This is a genomic window from Ruegeria sp. AD11(2025), assembly GCF_056542405.1.
The window spans coordinates 1-16,810 of the sequence record NZ_JBQFZU010000022.1 but is presented as its reverse complement, the minus strand read 5'-3'; the positions used below and the strand labels follow the sequence as shown (position 1 = coordinate 16,810).

The 16,810-nt window shown below is 58.8% G+C and carries 13 protein-coding genes and 3 pseudogenes; 2 read left to right on the top strand and 14 right to left on the bottom strand.

The window, feature by feature from the left end; translation table 11 throughout:
* Positions 1 to 40 precede the first annotated feature (40 nt).
* Positions 41 to 631: an HD domain-containing protein gene (locus ACR1XY_RS18030; protein WP_480595307.1), complete on the top strand. Its 591-nt coding sequence runs from the start codon at positions 41 to 43 to the stop codon at positions 629 to 631.
* Here ACR1XY_RS18030 and speB read toward each other — a convergent pair.
* The 10 genes and pseudogenes from speB to ACR1XY_RS17980 all read right to left on the bottom strand — a co-directional run bounded on the left by speB (position 628) and on the right by ACR1XY_RS17980 (position 11,671).
* Positions 628 to 1,470 carry an agmatinase gene (gene speB / locus ACR1XY_RS18025; RefSeq protein ID WP_480595306.1) on the bottom strand — a complete coding sequence of 281 codons (843 nt, stop codon included), beginning with the start codon at positions 1,468 to 1,470 and terminating at the stop codon, positions 628 to 630. The two genes, ACR1XY_RS18030 and speB, sit on opposite strands and share 4 nt — an antisense overlap.
* Positions 1,467 to 2,636: a carboxynorspermidine decarboxylase gene (gene nspC, locus ACR1XY_RS18020; RefSeq protein ID WP_480595305.1), complete on the bottom strand. Its 1,170-nt coding sequence runs from the start codon at positions 2,634 to 2,636 to the stop codon at positions 1,467 to 1,469. Before nspC ends, speB begins: the two co-directional genes overlap by 4 nt.
* 84 nt (positions 2,637 to 2,720) lie before the next feature.
* The gene (locus tag ACR1XY_RS18015; protein WP_480595304.1) at positions 2,721 to 3,932 is read right to left on the bottom strand and encodes a saccharopine dehydrogenase family protein; all 1,212 of its coding nucleotides are present in this window, start codon (positions 3,930 to 3,932) and stop codon (positions 2,721 to 2,723) included.
* Positions 3,933 to 3,954: 22 nt separating this feature from the next.
* Positions 3,955 to 5,844 (bottom strand): biosynthetic arginine decarboxylase, encoded by a 1,890-nt coding sequence (gene speA, locus ACR1XY_RS18010; protein WP_480595303.1) that lies wholly within the window; start codon positions 5,842 to 5,844, stop codon positions 3,955 to 3,957.
* 100 nt (positions 5,845 to 5,944) lie between these two features.
* Complete coding sequence (locus ACR1XY_RS18005) at positions 5,945 to 7,027, bottom strand: DUF1513 domain-containing protein (RefSeq protein WP_480595302.1); 1,083 nt, start codon at positions 7,025 to 7,027, stop codon at positions 5,945 to 5,947.
* Between the two features lie 3 nt (positions 7,028 to 7,030).
* The gene (locus ACR1XY_RS18000; RefSeq protein ID WP_480595301.1) at positions 7,031 to 8,041 is read right to left on the bottom strand and encodes an imelysin family protein; all 1,011 of its coding nucleotides are present in this window, start codon (positions 8,039 to 8,041) and stop codon (positions 7,031 to 7,033) included.
* Positions 8,042 to 8,044: 3 nt separating this feature from the next.
* Complete coding sequence (locus tag ACR1XY_RS17995) at positions 8,045 to 9,574, bottom strand: di-heme oxidoreductase family protein (protein WP_480595300.1); 1,530 nt, start codon at positions 9,572 to 9,574, stop codon at positions 8,045 to 8,047.
* A pseudogene (bfr, locus tag ACR1XY_RS17990) lies at positions 9,546 to 10,031 on the bottom strand (bacterioferritin). The gene ACR1XY_RS17995 and the pseudogene bfr overlap by 29 nt, the downstream one beginning before the upstream one ends.
* Positions 9,979 to 10,272, bottom strand: a complete 294-nt coding sequence (locus tag ACR1XY_RS17985) for a (2Fe-2S)-binding protein (RefSeq protein WP_480595299.1) — start codon at positions 10,270 to 10,272, stop codon at positions 9,979 to 9,981. Before ACR1XY_RS17985 ends, bfr begins: the two are co-directional and overlap by 53 nt.
* Positions 10,273 to 10,399: 127 nt before the next feature.
* The gene (locus tag ACR1XY_RS17980; protein ID WP_480595298.1) at positions 10,400 to 11,671 is read right to left on the bottom strand and encodes an imelysin family protein; all 1,272 of its coding nucleotides are present in this window, start codon (positions 11,669 to 11,671) and stop codon (positions 10,400 to 10,402) included.
* 231 nt (positions 11,672 to 11,902) lie between these two features.
* On the opposite strand from ACR1XY_RS17980, the gene ACR1XY_RS17975 reads away from it, so the two are divergent.
* Positions 11,903 to 12,436, top strand: coding sequence for a ZrgA family zinc uptake protein (locus ACR1XY_RS17975; protein ID WP_480595297.1), 534 nt, complete (start codon positions 11,903 to 11,905; stop codon positions 12,434 to 12,436).
* A 436-nt stretch (positions 12,437 to 12,872) separates the two neighbouring features.
* Here the strand turns inward: ACR1XY_RS17975 and ACR1XY_RS17970 are convergent, their stop codons facing one another.
* The 4 genes and pseudogenes from ACR1XY_RS17970 to ACR1XY_RS17955 all read right to left on the bottom strand — a co-directional run.
* On the bottom strand, positions 12,873 to 14,330 hold the full coding sequence (locus ACR1XY_RS17970; protein ID WP_480595296.1) for a pyridoxal phosphate-dependent decarboxylase family protein: 1,458 nt from the start codon (positions 14,328 to 14,330) through the stop codon (positions 12,873 to 12,875).
* Positions 14,331 to 15,018: 688 nt separating this feature from the next.
* Positions 15,019 to 15,561, bottom strand: a pseudogene (locus ACR1XY_RS17965) (NAD-dependent epimerase/dehydratase family protein); the annotation flags it as partial.
* 42 nt (positions 15,562 to 15,603) lie between these two features.
* On the bottom strand, positions 15,604 to 16,707 hold the full coding sequence (locus ACR1XY_RS17960; RefSeq protein WP_480595295.1) for an alpha-hydroxy acid oxidase: 1,104 nt from the start codon (positions 16,705 to 16,707) through the stop codon (positions 15,604 to 15,606).
* Positions 16,707 to 16,810, bottom strand: a pseudogene (locus tag ACR1XY_RS17955) (sulfopyruvate decarboxylase subunit beta); the annotation flags it as partial. The pseudogene ACR1XY_RS17955 and the gene ACR1XY_RS17960, both read right to left, overlap by 1 nt.

Below are 16,810 nucleotides of genomic sequence, written 5' to 3'. Positions count from 1 at the left end.
AGTTATTCTGATGCCAACCGATTAGCCAAAGGACCGCGCCATGCTGGACAAAAGCCACAAACCCACCTGGACCAGTTTTGAAGAGGCCACAAAGGCCGACTGGGACGCCGTTATGGAGTATGAAGAGAGCTTCAACGCCGCCCTGCCTGACCGGATTCTGGATGCGATCCGCTCGTTGGACGAAGACTGGACGCCCTATCCGGTCAACCGTTATCAGCACAGTCTGCAGGCCGCGACCCGTGCCTATGAAGACGGAGCGGATGAGGAACTGGTGGTTGCGGCCCTGATCCATGACACTGGCGATATCCTGTCGCCCTATAATCATGGTGAGCTGTCGGCGGCGATGATGAAGCCCTATGTCAGCGAGAAGACCTACTGGATTCTCAAGCATCACTGCGTGTTCCAGGGCTACTACTACAACCACCACCTTGGCGGTGACCGCAACGCCCGCGACAAGTACCGCGACAGCCCCTATTGGGAGGACTGCCGCTATTTCTGCCACGAATACGATCAAAAGGCATTCGACCCGGATTACCCGACCAAACCGCTGGAGTTCTTCGAGCCCATGCTGCGCCGAATCTTGGACAAGGGTGAGGGTCACATGGAACTAAATGAGACCGCCGAGGATTAACAGGCGGCCATCAGCCGATAGACGATCTGAGCTGCAGTGAAATCCCAGGCGGCATTGCCATCCGGGGCCAGCTCGACCACGTCGAAGCCTACGCATTTGCGGCCCTTCAGGGCGTGTTCGACCAGCCGCAGCGCCTGATAATAACCCAGCCCGCCGGGGACCGGTGTTCCTGTGGCGGGCATCTGGGATGGGTCCAGACCATCAACGTCAAAGCTGACATAGACCAGCGCGGGAAAATCCTCGGGCAGGTCAACGGCGTGGATGTTGCCGGTGACCAGTTCCTCGGCATCCACATGGAAGACGTGGTTCTTCAGGCGGCTTTTGGCCTCTTCGGTGGAAAAGGCGCGGACGCCGAATTGCGCCAAACGGACACCTTCCTCGACCAGCAGATGCATGACCGAAGCGTGAGAGTGTTTTTCACCCTGATAGGCATCGCGCAGGTCGGCGTGGGCGTCGATCTGAACGATGCCGATCGGCTGGTTCAGAGCGCGGGCCACCCCCATGACCGCGCCGTAGCTGAGCGAATGCTCACCGCCCAAAGTGACCGGCACCTTGCCCGCGCGGATGGCGGCCTCGGTGCGCTGGGCGAGGCGCTCCATGATTTCGGACAGCGACGCGTCACAATCCACGGGCTCTTCGGTAAATATGCCTTCGACACAGGGCTCGGCATGGCCGGTGATGCGTTCCAACTCGTTGCTCGCCTCAAGGATGGCTTCGGGGCCTTTGGCCGTGCCCGAGCCGTAGGACACCGTGCGTTCCAGCGGCACCGGGATAACACGGAATTTTGCGTCTTCAGTACGCTCGGACGCAGCCAGTTCACTGTCGAGGAAAATGCTCATGAGAGTCGGTCCCTAAAGTCGTCATAGCCGAACTGTTTGATGATCTTCAATTCGTCCGTTTCGCTGTTCCACAGGGCAATTGTAGGAAGCGGAACGCCGTTGAACGTGTTGGTCTTGACCATCGAGTAATGCGCCTGATCGAGGAAGGCAAAGCGCTGCCCGATATCCAGCGGCCTGTCCCACGTGTAATCGCCGATCACGTCACCAGCCAGACAGGATGGTCCACCCAGACGATAAGTGTGACCGGCATCCGCCTCGTCCATCAGCGCGGGGCGATAGGGGGCCTCGATCACGTCGGGCATGTGGCATGTGGCCGAGATATCGGTGATCGCGAGGGTCATGCCATTGGTGGGCAGATCGAGGATTTCTCCGACCAGAATTCCGGCATCCAGCGCCACGGCCTCACCGGGTTCCAGATAGATATCGATGCCATATGATTCACGGATGCCCTTGATGAAAGCGACCAACCCGTCGCGGTCATAGTCATCGCGGGTGATGTGGTGGCCTCCGCCGAAATTCAGCCATTTCAGCTGGCCGATATAGGGCGCAAGTTTGGGTTCCACTGCGGCCCATGTGCGCTGCAGCGGTTCGAACCCCTGTTCGCAGAGTGTATGCATGTGCAGACCGTCAACTCCGATCAAGGTCTCGGCGGTCAGTTGGCTGACCGGCATGCCCAGACGCGAGCCGGGAGCGCACGGGTCGTATTTCGCGACCTCGCCCTCGGAATGTTCCGGATTGATGCGTAGGCCGACCTGGACACCGGCGGCCTGAGCCTTGGCGAGGAACCGGTTCTTTTGTGCCGGAGTGTTAAAAATGATGTGGTCGGACAGCGACAGGATTTCGTCCATGTCGGCGTCCTTGTACCCGGCGCAAAAAGTTGCGACCTCGCCGCCGTACTCCTCACGGCCCAGACGCGCCTCGTAGATGCCGCTAGCGCAGGTGCCGTCGAGGTGCTGGCGGACCAGCCGGGCCAGCGAGAACATGGAAAACGCCTTGAGCGCACTCAGCACATGCGCGCCGGATCGGTTGCCGATATCGGCGAGAATTGTCAGGTTGCGTTCGACGGCCTTTTCATCGACCACGAAACAGGGAGTGGGCACGCGGCTGAGGTCGAAATTGCGGAAGGCTCCGGCATCCCCGGCCTGTGTGGTCATCATATCTGCCATAATCGGCGTCTCCGTCGAGTGAAGAGGCCGGGGGCTTTGCCCCCGGACCCCCGAGGTATTTGGGGCCAGATGAAGCTGGGCGGATCAGAAATCGACCGGGCCGTCGAGTTCGTGGACCTGCCATGGGAGCCCATGGGTATTCAGCATGTCCATGAAGTCATCGGGGTCGAGCTGTTCCATGTTCCAAACGCCAGGCTCGGTCCAGTTGCCCTTCAGGACTTGGGCTGCACCGATCATGGCGGGGACGCCGGTGGTGTAACTGACGGCCTGTGAGCCGACCTCACGATAGCACTCTTCGTGGTCGCAGATGTTGTAGATGTAATAGGTCTTCTCGCCCGAGCCGTCCTTGGCCTGACCCGTGGCGATGTCACCGATGCAGGCTTTGCCCTTGGTTTCCGCACCCAGATCGCCGGGGTCGGGCAGCAGGGTTTTCAGGAACTGGATCGGGATGATTTCCTTGCCGTCATGCATCACCGGGTCGATGCGGGTCATGCCGACATTTTCCAGAACCTTGGCGTGGGTGATATAGGCGTCGCCGAAGGTCATCCAGAAACGGGCGCGTTCGATCTCGGGGAAGTGGGTGCTGAGGCTCTCCAGTTCCTCGTGATACATCAGGTACATGTTCTTGGGGCCGATGGCGGGGAAGTCGAACTCGACCTTATGGGTCATGGCGGGGGAGTGTTTCCATTCGCCACCTTCCCAGTGGCGCACTTCGGCCAGCACTTCGCGCAGATTGATCTCCGGGTTGAAGTTGGTCGCAAACTCCTGATCGTTCGAGCCGCCATTTGCGTCCAGCACGTCAATCTGGCGGATCGTTTCCAGCTTGTGTTTCTTCAGCCATTTCGCAAACACGCTGGTCACACCCGGATCAAAGCCCGAGCCGAGGATGGCGGTCAGACCAGCCTCTTTGAACCGTTCCTGATAGGCCCATTGCCAGTGGTATTCGAACTTGGCCTCATCCTCGGGCTCATAATTCGCGGTGTCGAGGTAGTGAATGCCGGCCTCAAGGCACGCATCCATAAGCACCAGATCCTGATAGGGCAGGGCGAGGTTCACGAGGATCTCCGCACCGGTCTCTTTGATCAGCTTGACCGTATCCTCGACCTTGTAGGCGTCCAGTTCGGCGGTTGCGATATCGACGCCCACGCGCTCTTTCACTGCTTTAGCGATGGCGTCGCATTTCGACTTGGTTCGGCTGGCCAGAGTGATCTCGGTGAAGATGTCCGAATTCATCGCCATCTTGTGCACAGCGGCGTGGGATACGCCGCCCGCGCCGACAACCAGTGTTTTTCCCATGGGGTAATCTCCTCTCAAGGGGTTATTCGTAATAGGTGTAGCCGTTGATCGAGTCGCGATAAGCGCTCATCAGGGTTTTGCGGTCCTTGGCTTTCAGAGTATCCGTCGAGATCGCCTCGTCCACCATTTTGCGGAAGGCGGCGACGCAATCTTGCGGGTCAAACTCGACATACGACAAGACCTCGGAAATCGTGTCGCCTTCCTGTTCGTGCAGCAGGTCGAAACCGCCATCGGCACGCAGGTCGATGGTGACGACGTTGGTATCCCCGAACAGGTTGTGCAGATCGCCCAATGTCTCCTGATAAGCGCCGACGAAGAAGACACCCATGAAATACTCGCCTTCCTCGGGCAGGGAGTGCACCGGCAAGCTGGGTGAAACGCCATCTGCCAGGATGAACCGGTCGATCTTGCCGTCGCTGTCGCAGGTGATGTCGGACAGCACCGCGCGGCGGTCCGGCGTCTGGTTCAGGTTTTGCAGCGGCACGATCGGGTGAAGCTGGTCGATTGCCCAGACATCGGGCAGGGATTGGAACAGCGAAAAGTTGCAGTGATAGATATCGGCGACCTTCTCAAGCTGGTCGTCCACATCGGTTTCCATCTCGTCGCTGGCCGCCAAAGCCTTGATCCGGGCCATCAGGGACAGATAGATGCGCTCGCCCCGAGCCATCTGGCGCAGGTCGACATAGCCGCGGCGGAACAGGGCGCGCAGTTCGTTGCGATAGAAATTGGCGTCGTTCCAGCATTCCTGAAGCCGGTCGCAGGACAGGTAACCCTGCACTGCCGCCAGGTCCGAAAGGATATGGTGATCGTCGGTCTCGACATCCGGGGCGGTTGCCGCGTCATAGAGCGTGCTTTCCAGCACGTTGAAAACCAGCATCGAGGATGTGGCCACCACCGCGCGTCCGCTTTCGGTGACAAGCGTCGGGTGCCCAACGTCGGCCTCGTCCATCGCGTACGCGACGGTTTCTACCACGTTGGCGCAATATTCCTCGACCGTGTAGTTGATCGAGTTTTCGGCTGCCTTTTTCTCGCCCGTATAGTCGACGCCCATACCGCCGCCGAGATCCAGATGGGTCAGCGGCACGCCTTCCCGCGTCAGTTCGGTGTAGTACCGGCAGGCCTCACCCACGGCACGGCGAACATCGTTGACGTCCTGCACCTGCGATCCAAGGTGCGAGTGCTGCAGTTTGAGGCAATGAAGCAGGCCAGCATCCTTAAGCTTGTCCACGGTTGCGACCAGTTGGTCGGTATTCATGCCAAAGGCCGAGCGGTCGCCCGAGCTTTCCTCCCACTTGCCGCTGATCTGGTTGGTCAGCTTGACCCGCACGCCTAGCAAAGGTTCGATGCCCAGCTCGTTATAGACCCCGATCACCGTGTCGGCCTCTTTCGGGCTTTCCAGCACGATGACCGTGTTGAAGCCGATCTTGCGGCTGAGGATCGCCAGCTGGATGAACTCGGCATCCTTGACGCCGTTGCAGACGATCAGGGCCTCGCGCGACAGGCGATGGGCGAGGGCGATCACCAATTCCGGTTTGGATCCGGCTTCCAGCCCGTATTGGTATTTCTTGCCAAACTCGACAATCCGGTCGACCACCTGCGCCTGTTGGTTCACCTTGATCGGAAACACACCGCGATAGGTGCCCTTGTACCCGGTTCGGGCGATGGCATCACGAAAGCTTTCGTTGATATGGGCGATCTCGTTTTCCAGATACGAGCTGATGCGCAAAAGCATCGGCGCCTTGATGCCACGTTCGTTCAGGTCGTGCAGGATACCGGGCAGGCTGATCGCCGCCGCTTCAGGTGCCATTGGATTGCGCAGACCGATCTCGCCATCCTCCGTCACCTCGATGAGGCCCTTGCCCCATTTTTCAACCCCGTAGATGGAATGCGGTGCGTCGGGCGTCTGTTTCAATCAAGTCGGTCCTTAACGTGGGAGTGCCAGTTTTGCGCCCGCCAATACGGCAGCAGTTCGATTCGTCCAAGTGTAATCTATGTGACGGGCTTTGCCGAATTTAGGCGGTCGGGCGAATTGGGATCAGATGATTGTCCCATTGGCAGTCCGGGCGGGCGGAGATTTGGACCCCAGAGGTCAGCTCGCCGACGATTCCGGTGCCGGTGGTGAAGACAAAACCTTTGGGTCCGGGGCCCAAGCCGCAGACGTCCTCCAGCGGGAAGGCGCCGGTTAGTTCGACGCTTGCCACGTTGAACCGGTGTAGGGCGCTGCCACGGGGACAGGTGATGGCAACGGCCTCTCCGTCACCGGAAAAGGCGATGCTGCCGGCATAGCCTTGCAATGTGCTTTGCTTGGCGTCAGGGGCCGACAACAGGCGCGGTGCTTGGCCGCGACGGTGCAGGCCCAGTAACGGCGGATGTTGTGCCTTGTCCCCCTGCCATTGCATCGCGAACGCCACCAGCCCGTCTTGGCGCACGGCCAGATGCCGGATCGAATTCTTGTGCAGGTTCTGCGACAGTTCCACCTGTTCCAGAACCGTACCGTTCAGGTCCAGATAAGACAGGCGCGGTTGCATGGTCGGCAGGTTCAGTTTGGTGCGACCGGTTTCGGGGTGGGTTTCGATGCCGCCATTGGCGATGACCAAGGTCTCCCCGTCGGGCATCAGCCGCATGTCATGCGGGCCAACGCCGCCCGAGGGGAACTCACCCAGACGTCTATAACCGGAGGTGTCCCAAATGCCGATCACGCCCTCTCCGGCCTCGTAGTTGTTCTCGGTTGTGAATAGCTGCGTACCATCGGGTGAGAAAACGCCGTGACCAAAGAAATGGCGGCCTTCTGGGGCGGTTAGCCGTGTGAGTTCGGTGCCTGTGGCGCAATCAATGACCAGCGCGAAGGTGCCGGGGCGGCGCGCAAAGGCCACTGCTTGCGCGCGGTAAGGATGGGCCGCAGCCGCATGGCCGCGCGCGGGCAGGGGAAGAGAGAACAGGACATCCCCGCCCGTAGTCCAACCGGCCAGACGGTAGCTTCCATCCGGAAATAATGCGGCGGCCAGATAATCCGGTGCTCCGACCGAAGCCCAGCCGCGCAGAGGGGCCAGGCTGCTTGCGGCCAGTCCGGCCAGAAAATGTCGGCGGCTTGGCATGGGTCAGTCCCCGTCCAGCGAATTGAATCCGGCGGTGATGCCCAGCGTCGGACCAAGATCGGACGAGGCGATCTCGCGGATGTCGTTGATCGACTGCCACAGCGCCTCGACCCGGAACCGGCCCTGCGGATCAGCCACGCGTGCAAGGGTCGGATCATCCAGCGACTGCGCGCGGGTGATGGCTTTGTCGAATGCGCTATCCAGATCAGCCGTGATATCGGGGTGATCTGCCGACAGGTGCGCGGCCAAATCACGCAGCGCAATCAGGGACAGTTCCACATGGCGCAGGGATCGTTCAGAGCGACGCGCCTCGGCCCGGTTGGGGCGGGGGCGGTCGAATGTGCCCATCGGGCGGCCAAGCCGGGTGTCGCCGGTGAATTCCAGACCGGTGACCAGCGCCTTGTAGAGATCTTGCATCGCTTCATCGCCGGATCGGTAGGGGCTGTTTTCGCCCGGTTGTGTCAGAGCGTTTGCGAAGTTTGCCCAATCTTCATCCATTGCGCGGGCGTTCAGGTCGATATCGGTGGCTATGGCCTGAATCAGCGCGCAGCGATAAGCGTCGCTGCCCTGATCTGAAAAGCGGGGATCGAAAAGCATCTGTTCCAACGCAAAGAACCCCCGTCCGGCGATCGAGGTTTCCGCAAAGGTCGCGGGGGTTTTGACGGCGTCGTCTTCGATGGCGATCAGACCGGACAGGGCCTTGGGCGTGAAGCCTTTGGTGTCAGGCCAGAAGGCCAGCGCAAAGGCCCGGTCACCGATTTCCGAGGGGCCAAATCGCATGTGGCTGACCGAAATCCAGTCGTCAAAGGCGGTGTGATAGGCCGCGCGCAATTCGGGCGACGTTGCGGTGCAATTGGCCTGCGCCACTTGCGCCAGAGCTCCGGTTGCGCCGGAAAGCGCTGCGAAGCCGGGCAGAATATGTTCTTCGACTGTTGCGTTCAGGATCGGACCGCGATCCTGCGCCAGCGACGGGAAGGGCAGCGTCAGGGCAAGGGCAAAAGCTAGGAACCGCATTAGTCAGAGGCTTTCGAGGAAACGGATCAGAGCATCACGGTCGGGCTTGGGCATTGCCACAACCGTATCGCGGGCGGCCTGAGCTTCGCCTCCGTGCCACAGGATGGCCTCGAGCAATGTTTGCGCGCGTCCGTCGTGCAGGAACTGAGTGTGGCCGGAAACCGTTCGGGTCAACCCAATCCCCCACAACGGTGGTGTGCGCCACTCGCGCCCGGTGGCGCGGGCCTCGGGGCGGTCATCGGCCAGCCCTTCGCCCATGTCATGCAACAGCAGGTCGGAATAGGGCCAGATCAGCTGAAAACTGTGTTCGGGCCGGTCTTCCATGCGATGGGTGACAAAGGCAGGTGTGTGGCAGGACGTGCAACCGGTGTCGTAAAACACTTCTTTTCCGCGCAACACCTTCGGATCATCCACATTTCGCCGTTCCGGGACGCCAAGATTTCGGCTGTAGAAGGCCACCAAATCCATGCCGATTTGATCGACTTCAAACACGCGGGTGTCCCCATCGCCATGCGGGGCGCTCACGCAATGCACCTGGGCATCGGTGCAATCGCCATGACCCGCAGGGTAGAGCGGACTAGATATACCGATATCGCCGGAAAAGGCCGCTGCCGATTGCTCCATGATCGTCGGCATACCCGCTTTGAGTCCGAACCGGCCCAGCATAGGCACATCAAATTCCTTGGACCAGACGATGTTCGGGCGTCCGGAGATGCCGTCCCCGTCGGCGTCATCGGGATCGGCGTTGGCCAGCAAGTCCTCGACCGGGATCGCCTCGAGCAGACCCAGACCGATCATCTGTGGTGCCACGCGCGGGCTGATCATGGCCTCGGGGTGCAGTGGACCGTATCCCAAATCCGTCGCCTGATAGATCGGCTTGCGCAGGGTGACGGTTTCACCACCGGAAAGGTTTACGGGGACCTCATCATAGGTAATGTCCAGTCGGTACTCCGCCGCGTGGCCGGGCAAGGCCAGGTCCTGCATCTGACCACCATAGTTAGGGTCGGGCTGCGTGGCGATAAAGTCCTCAATCTCTTCGTAGGCATCGCCGCCCGGGATCGAGACGCGCAGGAACATGGAGGTCGCATTGTCGCCAGGCCCGGCGGGCGTGTGGCCGCGCCCGTCCTTGATGTGGCAGCGCTGGCATGAGCGCGCGTTGTACAGCGGCCCCAGCCCGTCCGACGCCAGGGTCGACGCGGGCGAAGATACCCAGATTTTCTTGAACAACCCGTTGCCGACCTTGAAGTCCAGCTCCTGCTCAAAACTCAGGTTGCCGGAAGGTTGCGAGAACGCATCCGCATCGGTGCGCGCGCGGACGGTGGCGGCCCCGGCGGGCAGGTCCTCGAACCGTTGTGGCGCGCTGAAATCAGTGGGTGCCACGATGACATTGGCGATCCGGGTGCGCTCATCCTCGGTTCTGGGTTCGAAATTGAGGTGAAGATCCTGCAGTTCGGCTGCGCGGGGCTGGGTGGCCGCAAGCGCGGCTACCGACAGGACGGCGAAGCTATTCGCTATCGTCCTTTTTCGATGCATTAAGTCGCGCATAATTGGCTTTGCCAATCCTTTCGTACAGGTCGAGCTGTGTTTCGAGGAAGTCGATATGTCCTTCTTCATCCTTGAGCAATCCCTCGAACAGCGACATAGAGACGTAGTCGCACACCTCGTGGCAGAACTCGCGTGCCTCGGCATATAGGGCACGAACGTCTAGTTCCGCGGCGACGTCGCAATCCAGTGTCTCTCTGGGGGTCCCACCGATTCTCAGCGGGTCAAGTTTCTGCAGGTTGGGGTGGCCTTCCAGAAAAATGATCCGTTCGATCAACTTGTCCGCGTACTCCATTTCCTCAATGGACTCTTCGCGGCACTTCTTAGCCACATGACCCAGGCCCCAATCCTCTTACAGGCGGTTGTGCAGCCATTCCTGGCTGACGGTCGACGACTCATGCCGCAGAGATTTGTTTAAGTATTCTATGACGTTGGCGTTGCCCTTCATCTGGATCCTTCGGTTTGGCCCCGGTGCGTAACGCGCGGAGTTGCATGGGTACTTCCAGATTATCGTTCGATCGCATGGTGTCTAGAAAAAGCGGCATGCAGCCGCCACAATCCGCGGATTTACCGAGGGCGTGATACACCTTTCCGGGGGTAATAATTGCCTGAGCGTCTGACGCCCGCATCCAGTCAATCGCTGCGCGGATTTCGTGGTCAGTGATGTTGGTGCAGTGGCAAACGATCATGGCGATTCAAAGCTCGATAGGTTTCTTACGGTTTTAGTAAGTTATATTCTTCACGTCCAGACACAAACTTGCGTGATCAGAGTAACCGGAAGCATGAATTCGCCCATGCTTCCTGCCAGGGATAAGTTCAATGGAAAACCGCGTCCGGGTTATCCAGGCTTTCCGAACCTTCAAAATCGATTTGATCCAGTTCCAACACATTTACGATGCGCTCGATGGTCTTGGTCTGATCGACCAGACCTTCAACGCCGCCCATGATCAGCAGCTCACCGCCTTCATTGCCGCGTTCCAGCATCTGATCGTAGGCGAAACCGGCTTCGGCGGTCGATTTCAGACGACCCAGCGCCTGCATGGTGTTGGCCAGCTTGACCTTCATCTCGGCGTCCAGCGACGGATCGGAGGCGATCACCAGTTCCGACAGCGATGCGCCGGAAACCGGGGTGCCGTCGATGCGGGTGTAACTGCCCAGATAGACGTTCTGAATGCCCAGCCCATCATAGTAGTGGCTGTTATGGGTGTTGTCCGAGAAGCAATCATGCTCTTCCTCGGGATCGTTCAGCATCAGGCCCAGACGCATCCTCTCACCTGCCTGCTCACCATAAGAGAGCGAGCCCATTCCGGTCAGGATGGCACTCACGCCTGCGGTTTCATCTGCAGAAAGGGCAGCGCGTGCTTCGCCGCCTTCTTTCCACTGGTCTGCCATCCATTCCAGATCGCTGATCAGCAACTCTGTCGCGGCGCTCAGGTATTGAGCACGACGGTCGCAATTGCCGCCGGTGCAGTCGTCCCCCTGGGCATAATCGGTATACGGGCGGTTGCCCGCACCGGCACCGTGGCCGTTCATGTCCTGCCCCCAAAGCAGGAATTCGATGGCATGGTAGCCGGTGGCAACGTTTGCCTCGATCCCGTCGGCTTCGTGCAGGGTTTCGGCCAGGAGCTCGGGGGTGATTTCGCTGGCGTCGATGGTCGCGCCTGACAGCTCAAAGCTGGCGTTGGCGATCACGTTCAACGCGGCGAACTCGTTTTCATCGGTCGGGCCGCCGTAATTGGCGTCGACATAGTCAATCAGGCCTTCATCCAGCGGCCATGCGTTCACCTTACCCTCCCAGTCGTCAACGATGGCGTTGCCAAAACGGTAAACCTCGGTCTGCTGATAGGGTACGCGCGCGGCAACCCAAGCGGCCCGTGCCGCGTTCAGGGTAGCATCGGTTGGTTCGGCGATCAGGGCGTTCACGGCCTCATGCAGGGCTTTGGCCGCGATCAGGCTGTCATCATATTTGGCTTCGGCAATGTTCGCGTAGGTGGTCAGAACATCAGCTTTCGACGGTGCGTCGGCTGCAACGGCTGCGGACGCGATGCTAAGGGTCAGGGCGCTGGTGGCAGCAAAAAATCGGGTCATGGGGGTGACACTTTCCTGTCTGGTACAATTTCACAGACGCCGCCTGTGCGACGCATATGGCGCAAAAGCTGAGTTATTTAGTCAGTTATGTCAACCTGAGTTTTATACTCAGATTAGCTGATCTTTGCCCTCCCCATATTTGGCGGGGCCGCTGGCCCCGAGCCTAGATTGCGCCGCTTTTGAAAAATACTAAGATAAAACCCGTGATTCCCTGGTAGATGGTGCCTGTTTATGAGATGCGCAGCTCTCGCCCTGACTTTGGTTCCTGCGGTCGTTCTGTCGCAGACGCAAGCCGGGATTGAGCACGAACATGGCACGGGGCATCTGGATATCGCGGTCTCAGAGGCTGAGTTATCCTTGTCGCTTGCGGTGCCTGCTACGGATATCATCGGCTTTGAGCGCCCGGCGCAAACCGACGAGGATCGGGCCATGGTCGCCGGTGCGATTTCCGATCTGTCCAAACCGTTGGAACTGTTTGTCCTGCCGGAAGGCGCGGCCTGTTTCACGGCAACGGCCAATGTCACACTGCTGGCAGAAGGGCTTGGTCCCGAGGCCGACGTCGCCGCGGCAGCAGATCAGGAACAGCACACCGAATTTCAGGCCGACTACCGGATACAATGCCAGGCGATCAACCTGATCGATGCTATCAGCTTCTCGTATTTCGAGCGGTTTCCGAACGCCCTGAAACTGATTGTCGAGATTGATCGGTCCGGTGAAATCCAGGTGCACGAGGTCACGCGGTCCATGTCGAACCTGCCCCTGTAGGCAAATGATGCAGCTTGGAAGTAGCGGGCAAGGTATCCATCGTTATTTAGGTCAGATTGAACTCACTCATCTGGAGATCCCGGATTAACGATCAGATCGCAGAGCTTCCGATCAGCAACGCTGTCACCGTTACATTCATTGAGAAGACTTTTTGCTTTTCCATGTCCCAAGCACTGTCAACGGCGGGCTGACGAATGGGCGCTGGAACGGTGCGGGCGTTCTCGGGAGTTTCAGGGTGGGCGAAGTTTGCGTACCAAGGGCAGTCTACGAGGGGTGCTATCGTGGTGGTGGCAGCGATCTGAACGGCGCCTGGGGCTCAAGCCGTGGATTGGGGAGCGGAACTGGCCAGTCGGCTTTGGCTGCATCGTCCCCAACGTCAAAGAAGAGTCCGATGCAATCGCTGACCTTGCAACCCATACTCGGTCTGCAGAGACCTCTAGTGGACTTTCTCGGCAACGATCTCTTCGCCGATGCGCACCACATCGCGCAAGAAGCCGTCAATGTCCTCGTGCCTTGTGCGGTGGTTGTTAAAGGCGCAACGGAGGCCATGCTTGCCCTGCACAGTCGTATCTGATGGGACAGCAAGGCCGCGTTCCTGAAGCCGCAACATGATCTCGGTGTTGAGGTTCTTGGCCGTATCCTCATCCGCCGCCGTATAGCGGAAGCAAACGATGTTAAGGTCTACCGGAGCAACCAGTTCCAGAATCGGATGCGCTTCGATCTGACGCGCCATGTACCGCGCGAAAGCAATGTCCTGAGAAATAAGGCGTCCGAACTTGGCGACACCCTGTTCCTTGAAAGCCATCCAGATTTTCAACGCTCGGAAACCACGACTGAGTTCCAGGCCATAGTCGGCAAGGAACTTACCTGCGAGTATCCCACGTTCCTGGATTTGAAGATAGTCACCATGCATTTCGAAGGTTGCGAAATGCGCCTCGGGATCCTTGATCAGAACGGCTCCAGCCTCAAAAGGTGCGTGTAGCCATTTATGTGGATCGATTGCGACAGAGCCGGCCCTCTCCATGCCGGACACAAGATGCGCGTGGTCTGGGGCAAGACGTAGAACACCGCCAATACACCCATCCACATGGAACCAAAGCCGCTCTCGTTCACAAAGATCGGCAAGTGCGGTCAGGTCATCAATTGCGCCGGTGTTTGTGGTGCCCGCCGTCCCGATGACGCAGGCTGGCTGCAATCCCTGCGCGCGGTCTTCGGAAATTGCTGCCTCCAGCGCATCGAGTCTGATCCGCTGGTGGCCATCGCTCGGGACCTCCACAAGTGCTTTTGCGCCAAGGCCAAGGGTTTCGAAGGCCTTTTGATGACAGCTATGAACCTGATCAGAAGCATAAAATTGCAGCGGCTTTTCCATGGCGGCGATGCCTTCCGCGCGCACATCATAGCCGGCAGCGAGGTTCCGGATGACCGTATGCGCAACGAGGTTCGCCATGGACCCGCCGCTGGTCAGGGTTCCACTGGCATTTTCAGGAAAGCCAGCGATTTCCTTCAACCAATCGACAACCTGCTGCTCGACCTGCGCCGCACCGGTGTTACCACCTCCGAGATTGCTTCCCTCCACAGCGGCAAGGAAATCACCCAATGCTCCTGTGAAGTTGCTGGCTCCCATGTACCACCCCCAGAAACGGGGATGGATATTTCCCATAGGATAGGCACGCACGAGCGCAAGATAGTCGCTATAGACCTGTTCCAAAGGGCAAGGGGCGTCTGGCAAGCCAGCCTTGAGACGAGAGCGAACGTCGTCGGGCATTGGGCGCCAAACGGGACGCTCGCGCACCTGCTCCAAATGATCGATGGCCTCATCCACCACGATATGCGCGAGCGCGCGGGCTGCCTCCCAATCGTCAGGATCGAGCGTTTCCTCTTTGATATTGCCCATTTGCCGCGCGCCCCCTCTCGTCAATTGGAGAGTGCGGGAGATTTGCCTTCAGAGCAATCTCTTCTTGGCCCAGGTGTTCCGCTCGGACGGCTCTGGCCCGATGCAACAGTGTCGGAAAAGCCTGAGTGTTAGTTGGTCGGATGGCAATTCTAAGCAGTCGCGACCGTTGTGTAACTTACAACCTAAAAGGAGACCCTGATCAATCGCTGTACGATCTGCAGAAAGTACTTGAGATCAGTTTTGCGGCAATTGATGAGAAGCGTATTCGGGGCAACGAACTCGAAAAGATGGGGGCATTCGTTGAAGGTGGGCAGCTTTGGATGAAGAAAAGGCAATTGACTGAGTGGCGACTGCTCCGACGCTCAAATTAGAACGAGGTGTAGGTATTATGATGGTAGGGCGAGGTGGATTTGGAGAATCCCTCAATCAAATCAATGCTGCAAGACGTATTTGGTGGCTGAGGTCCGTTTAGCACACAATTTCCACACAATAACACTCTGTAAAACAAAGGTTCCTCGGCCCTCGAGACGACGACGTGGTTATTACTCGTGGCGATCCACCGGTTTTTGGCCGGACTGTTCAAGTTGCAGGAAGTCTATGAACTGCAAATCTCTCTGTTTTGAGGGCTACAATAGCTCTTGAGCTGCCTCGAACGTCAGGGCGCATCGAGTATTGCAAGTCGCGACCATCACCAATGCGGAAAGCGTCTCTCAAGATACTTAACGATGCGAAATGAGAAAAGCCTTTTGACTGAGGTTCTAACTGCGATGGTGGGTGTCATTTTTGCAGGGCTTCCGTCTTGCGGATCGTATCCGATTTTTCTTTTTGTTTCGGTGTTATCCCAACACATGCCGGGGTTGTCTGACATAAGATTTAAGGCCGCAAACGCGACGTCTTTGGTGTCTATCGCTGCACGCATGCCGTTTAGAAAATCCCGATCGCTCAGCCACATCTCCTGCCCCCAACGACCCATCGCCATATGAGGTCCAGGCTTGTTGTCATGGGTCCATTGGGTCCAGCCGATGCGCAGGCAGATAACCGAAAGCCCATGATGCTGCGCGAAGTAAGTGCCGGTCCGTTTGCAAAACAACTTTGACATGCCGTAGGCGTTCACCGGCCCCAGAGGCGTGTCGCTGTTTAACTCATCCATGGTGAAACGCTTGTCCCCGTGGACCCAGTTCGAACTGGCAAGAACCACACGTTTGACGCCCATCGCGACTGCATGGTGGTAGAGCGTTTGGGTTCAATGTCCCACAAAGTCGCGCTTGCGTTACTAAAGAGAATTGTCACAATTCGGCATAATCTGTCCGGTTTGGGCCATGGCAATACTCAACTCTTGGCTAAGAACATCCCACATTTGCTCCAAACCTGCCTCTCCGGCAGCTGCGATAGCAAACTGCAGTATCCTTCCAACAAAGACAAAGTTGGCCCCAAGTGATAGGGCCTTAAGAACGTCTTCTCCTGACCGTATCCCGCTGTCGTAGAAGAGGGGAAAACCCGACCCCAGGTCTGAGCGAATATTTGAGAGCACTTCTATCGGCGCGGGGGCTGCTTCCAGCTGCCGCGCACCGTGGCTTGAAACTTGAATGGCATCAACGCCTGCAGACATCAACGCGCGGGCGTCCTCGCTGTCCAGCACCCCTTTCACCACCAGTTTTCCAGGCCAGAGATCCCGCAGCCGGGCCAGTGTGTCCCATGTGGCTCGGGCTCGGCTCTCGGCGCGGTCGAAGTCATAACCCTCCATCTTGAAATTCGCCATTTCCGGCCTGCCTGCAAAAAGCGTCTTAAGCGACCAGCCGGGATGCATGGCAAAGTCGAAAAACTGCCTGGGGCCGATTCGGAAGGGCATTGTGAACCCGTGGCGCAGCTCACGCGGCCGACGGCCGACTTCGGGAACATCGACTGTCAGCACAAGGGTTTGGTATCCGGCAGCCTTGGCGCGTTTGGCCAGCTTGAAAGTGCCGCTGCCGTCGCCGCTGAAGTAAAGCTGGAACCAAGCATATCCTTGTGCCGCCTCCAGGATGGTTTCAAGCGGGGTGGAGGCAACGGTTGAGACGCCATGAGGTACACGGTAGCGCGCCGCCAGCCGCGCCAGCATCAGGTCGGCACCTGGAGCGGCCAGATTGCACATACCCATGGGTGCGATGCCAAAGGGGCGGTCGGCGTCGGCACCGAAAACCTGTACCGCCAAAGACCGCCGGCTGACGTCGCGCAGGATGCGGGGACGTAGGGTGATGGCATTCAGGGCCGCACGGTTGCGAGCCGCTCCGGCCTCCTGCCCGGCGGCGCCATCGATATAATCAAACACCATCCAAGGGAGCCGCCGCTGGGCAAGGCGGCGAGCATCCTCAGCCGAATGGATTGCGCCTGTGCCCATCAGCCGGCCACGGCCTTCATGAACCGGTCGCGGATCACGACCGGATCCATGGTGATCACCGGCATCTTGGCGTTGCCGCTTTCGCACTTGCTGACGATGATGG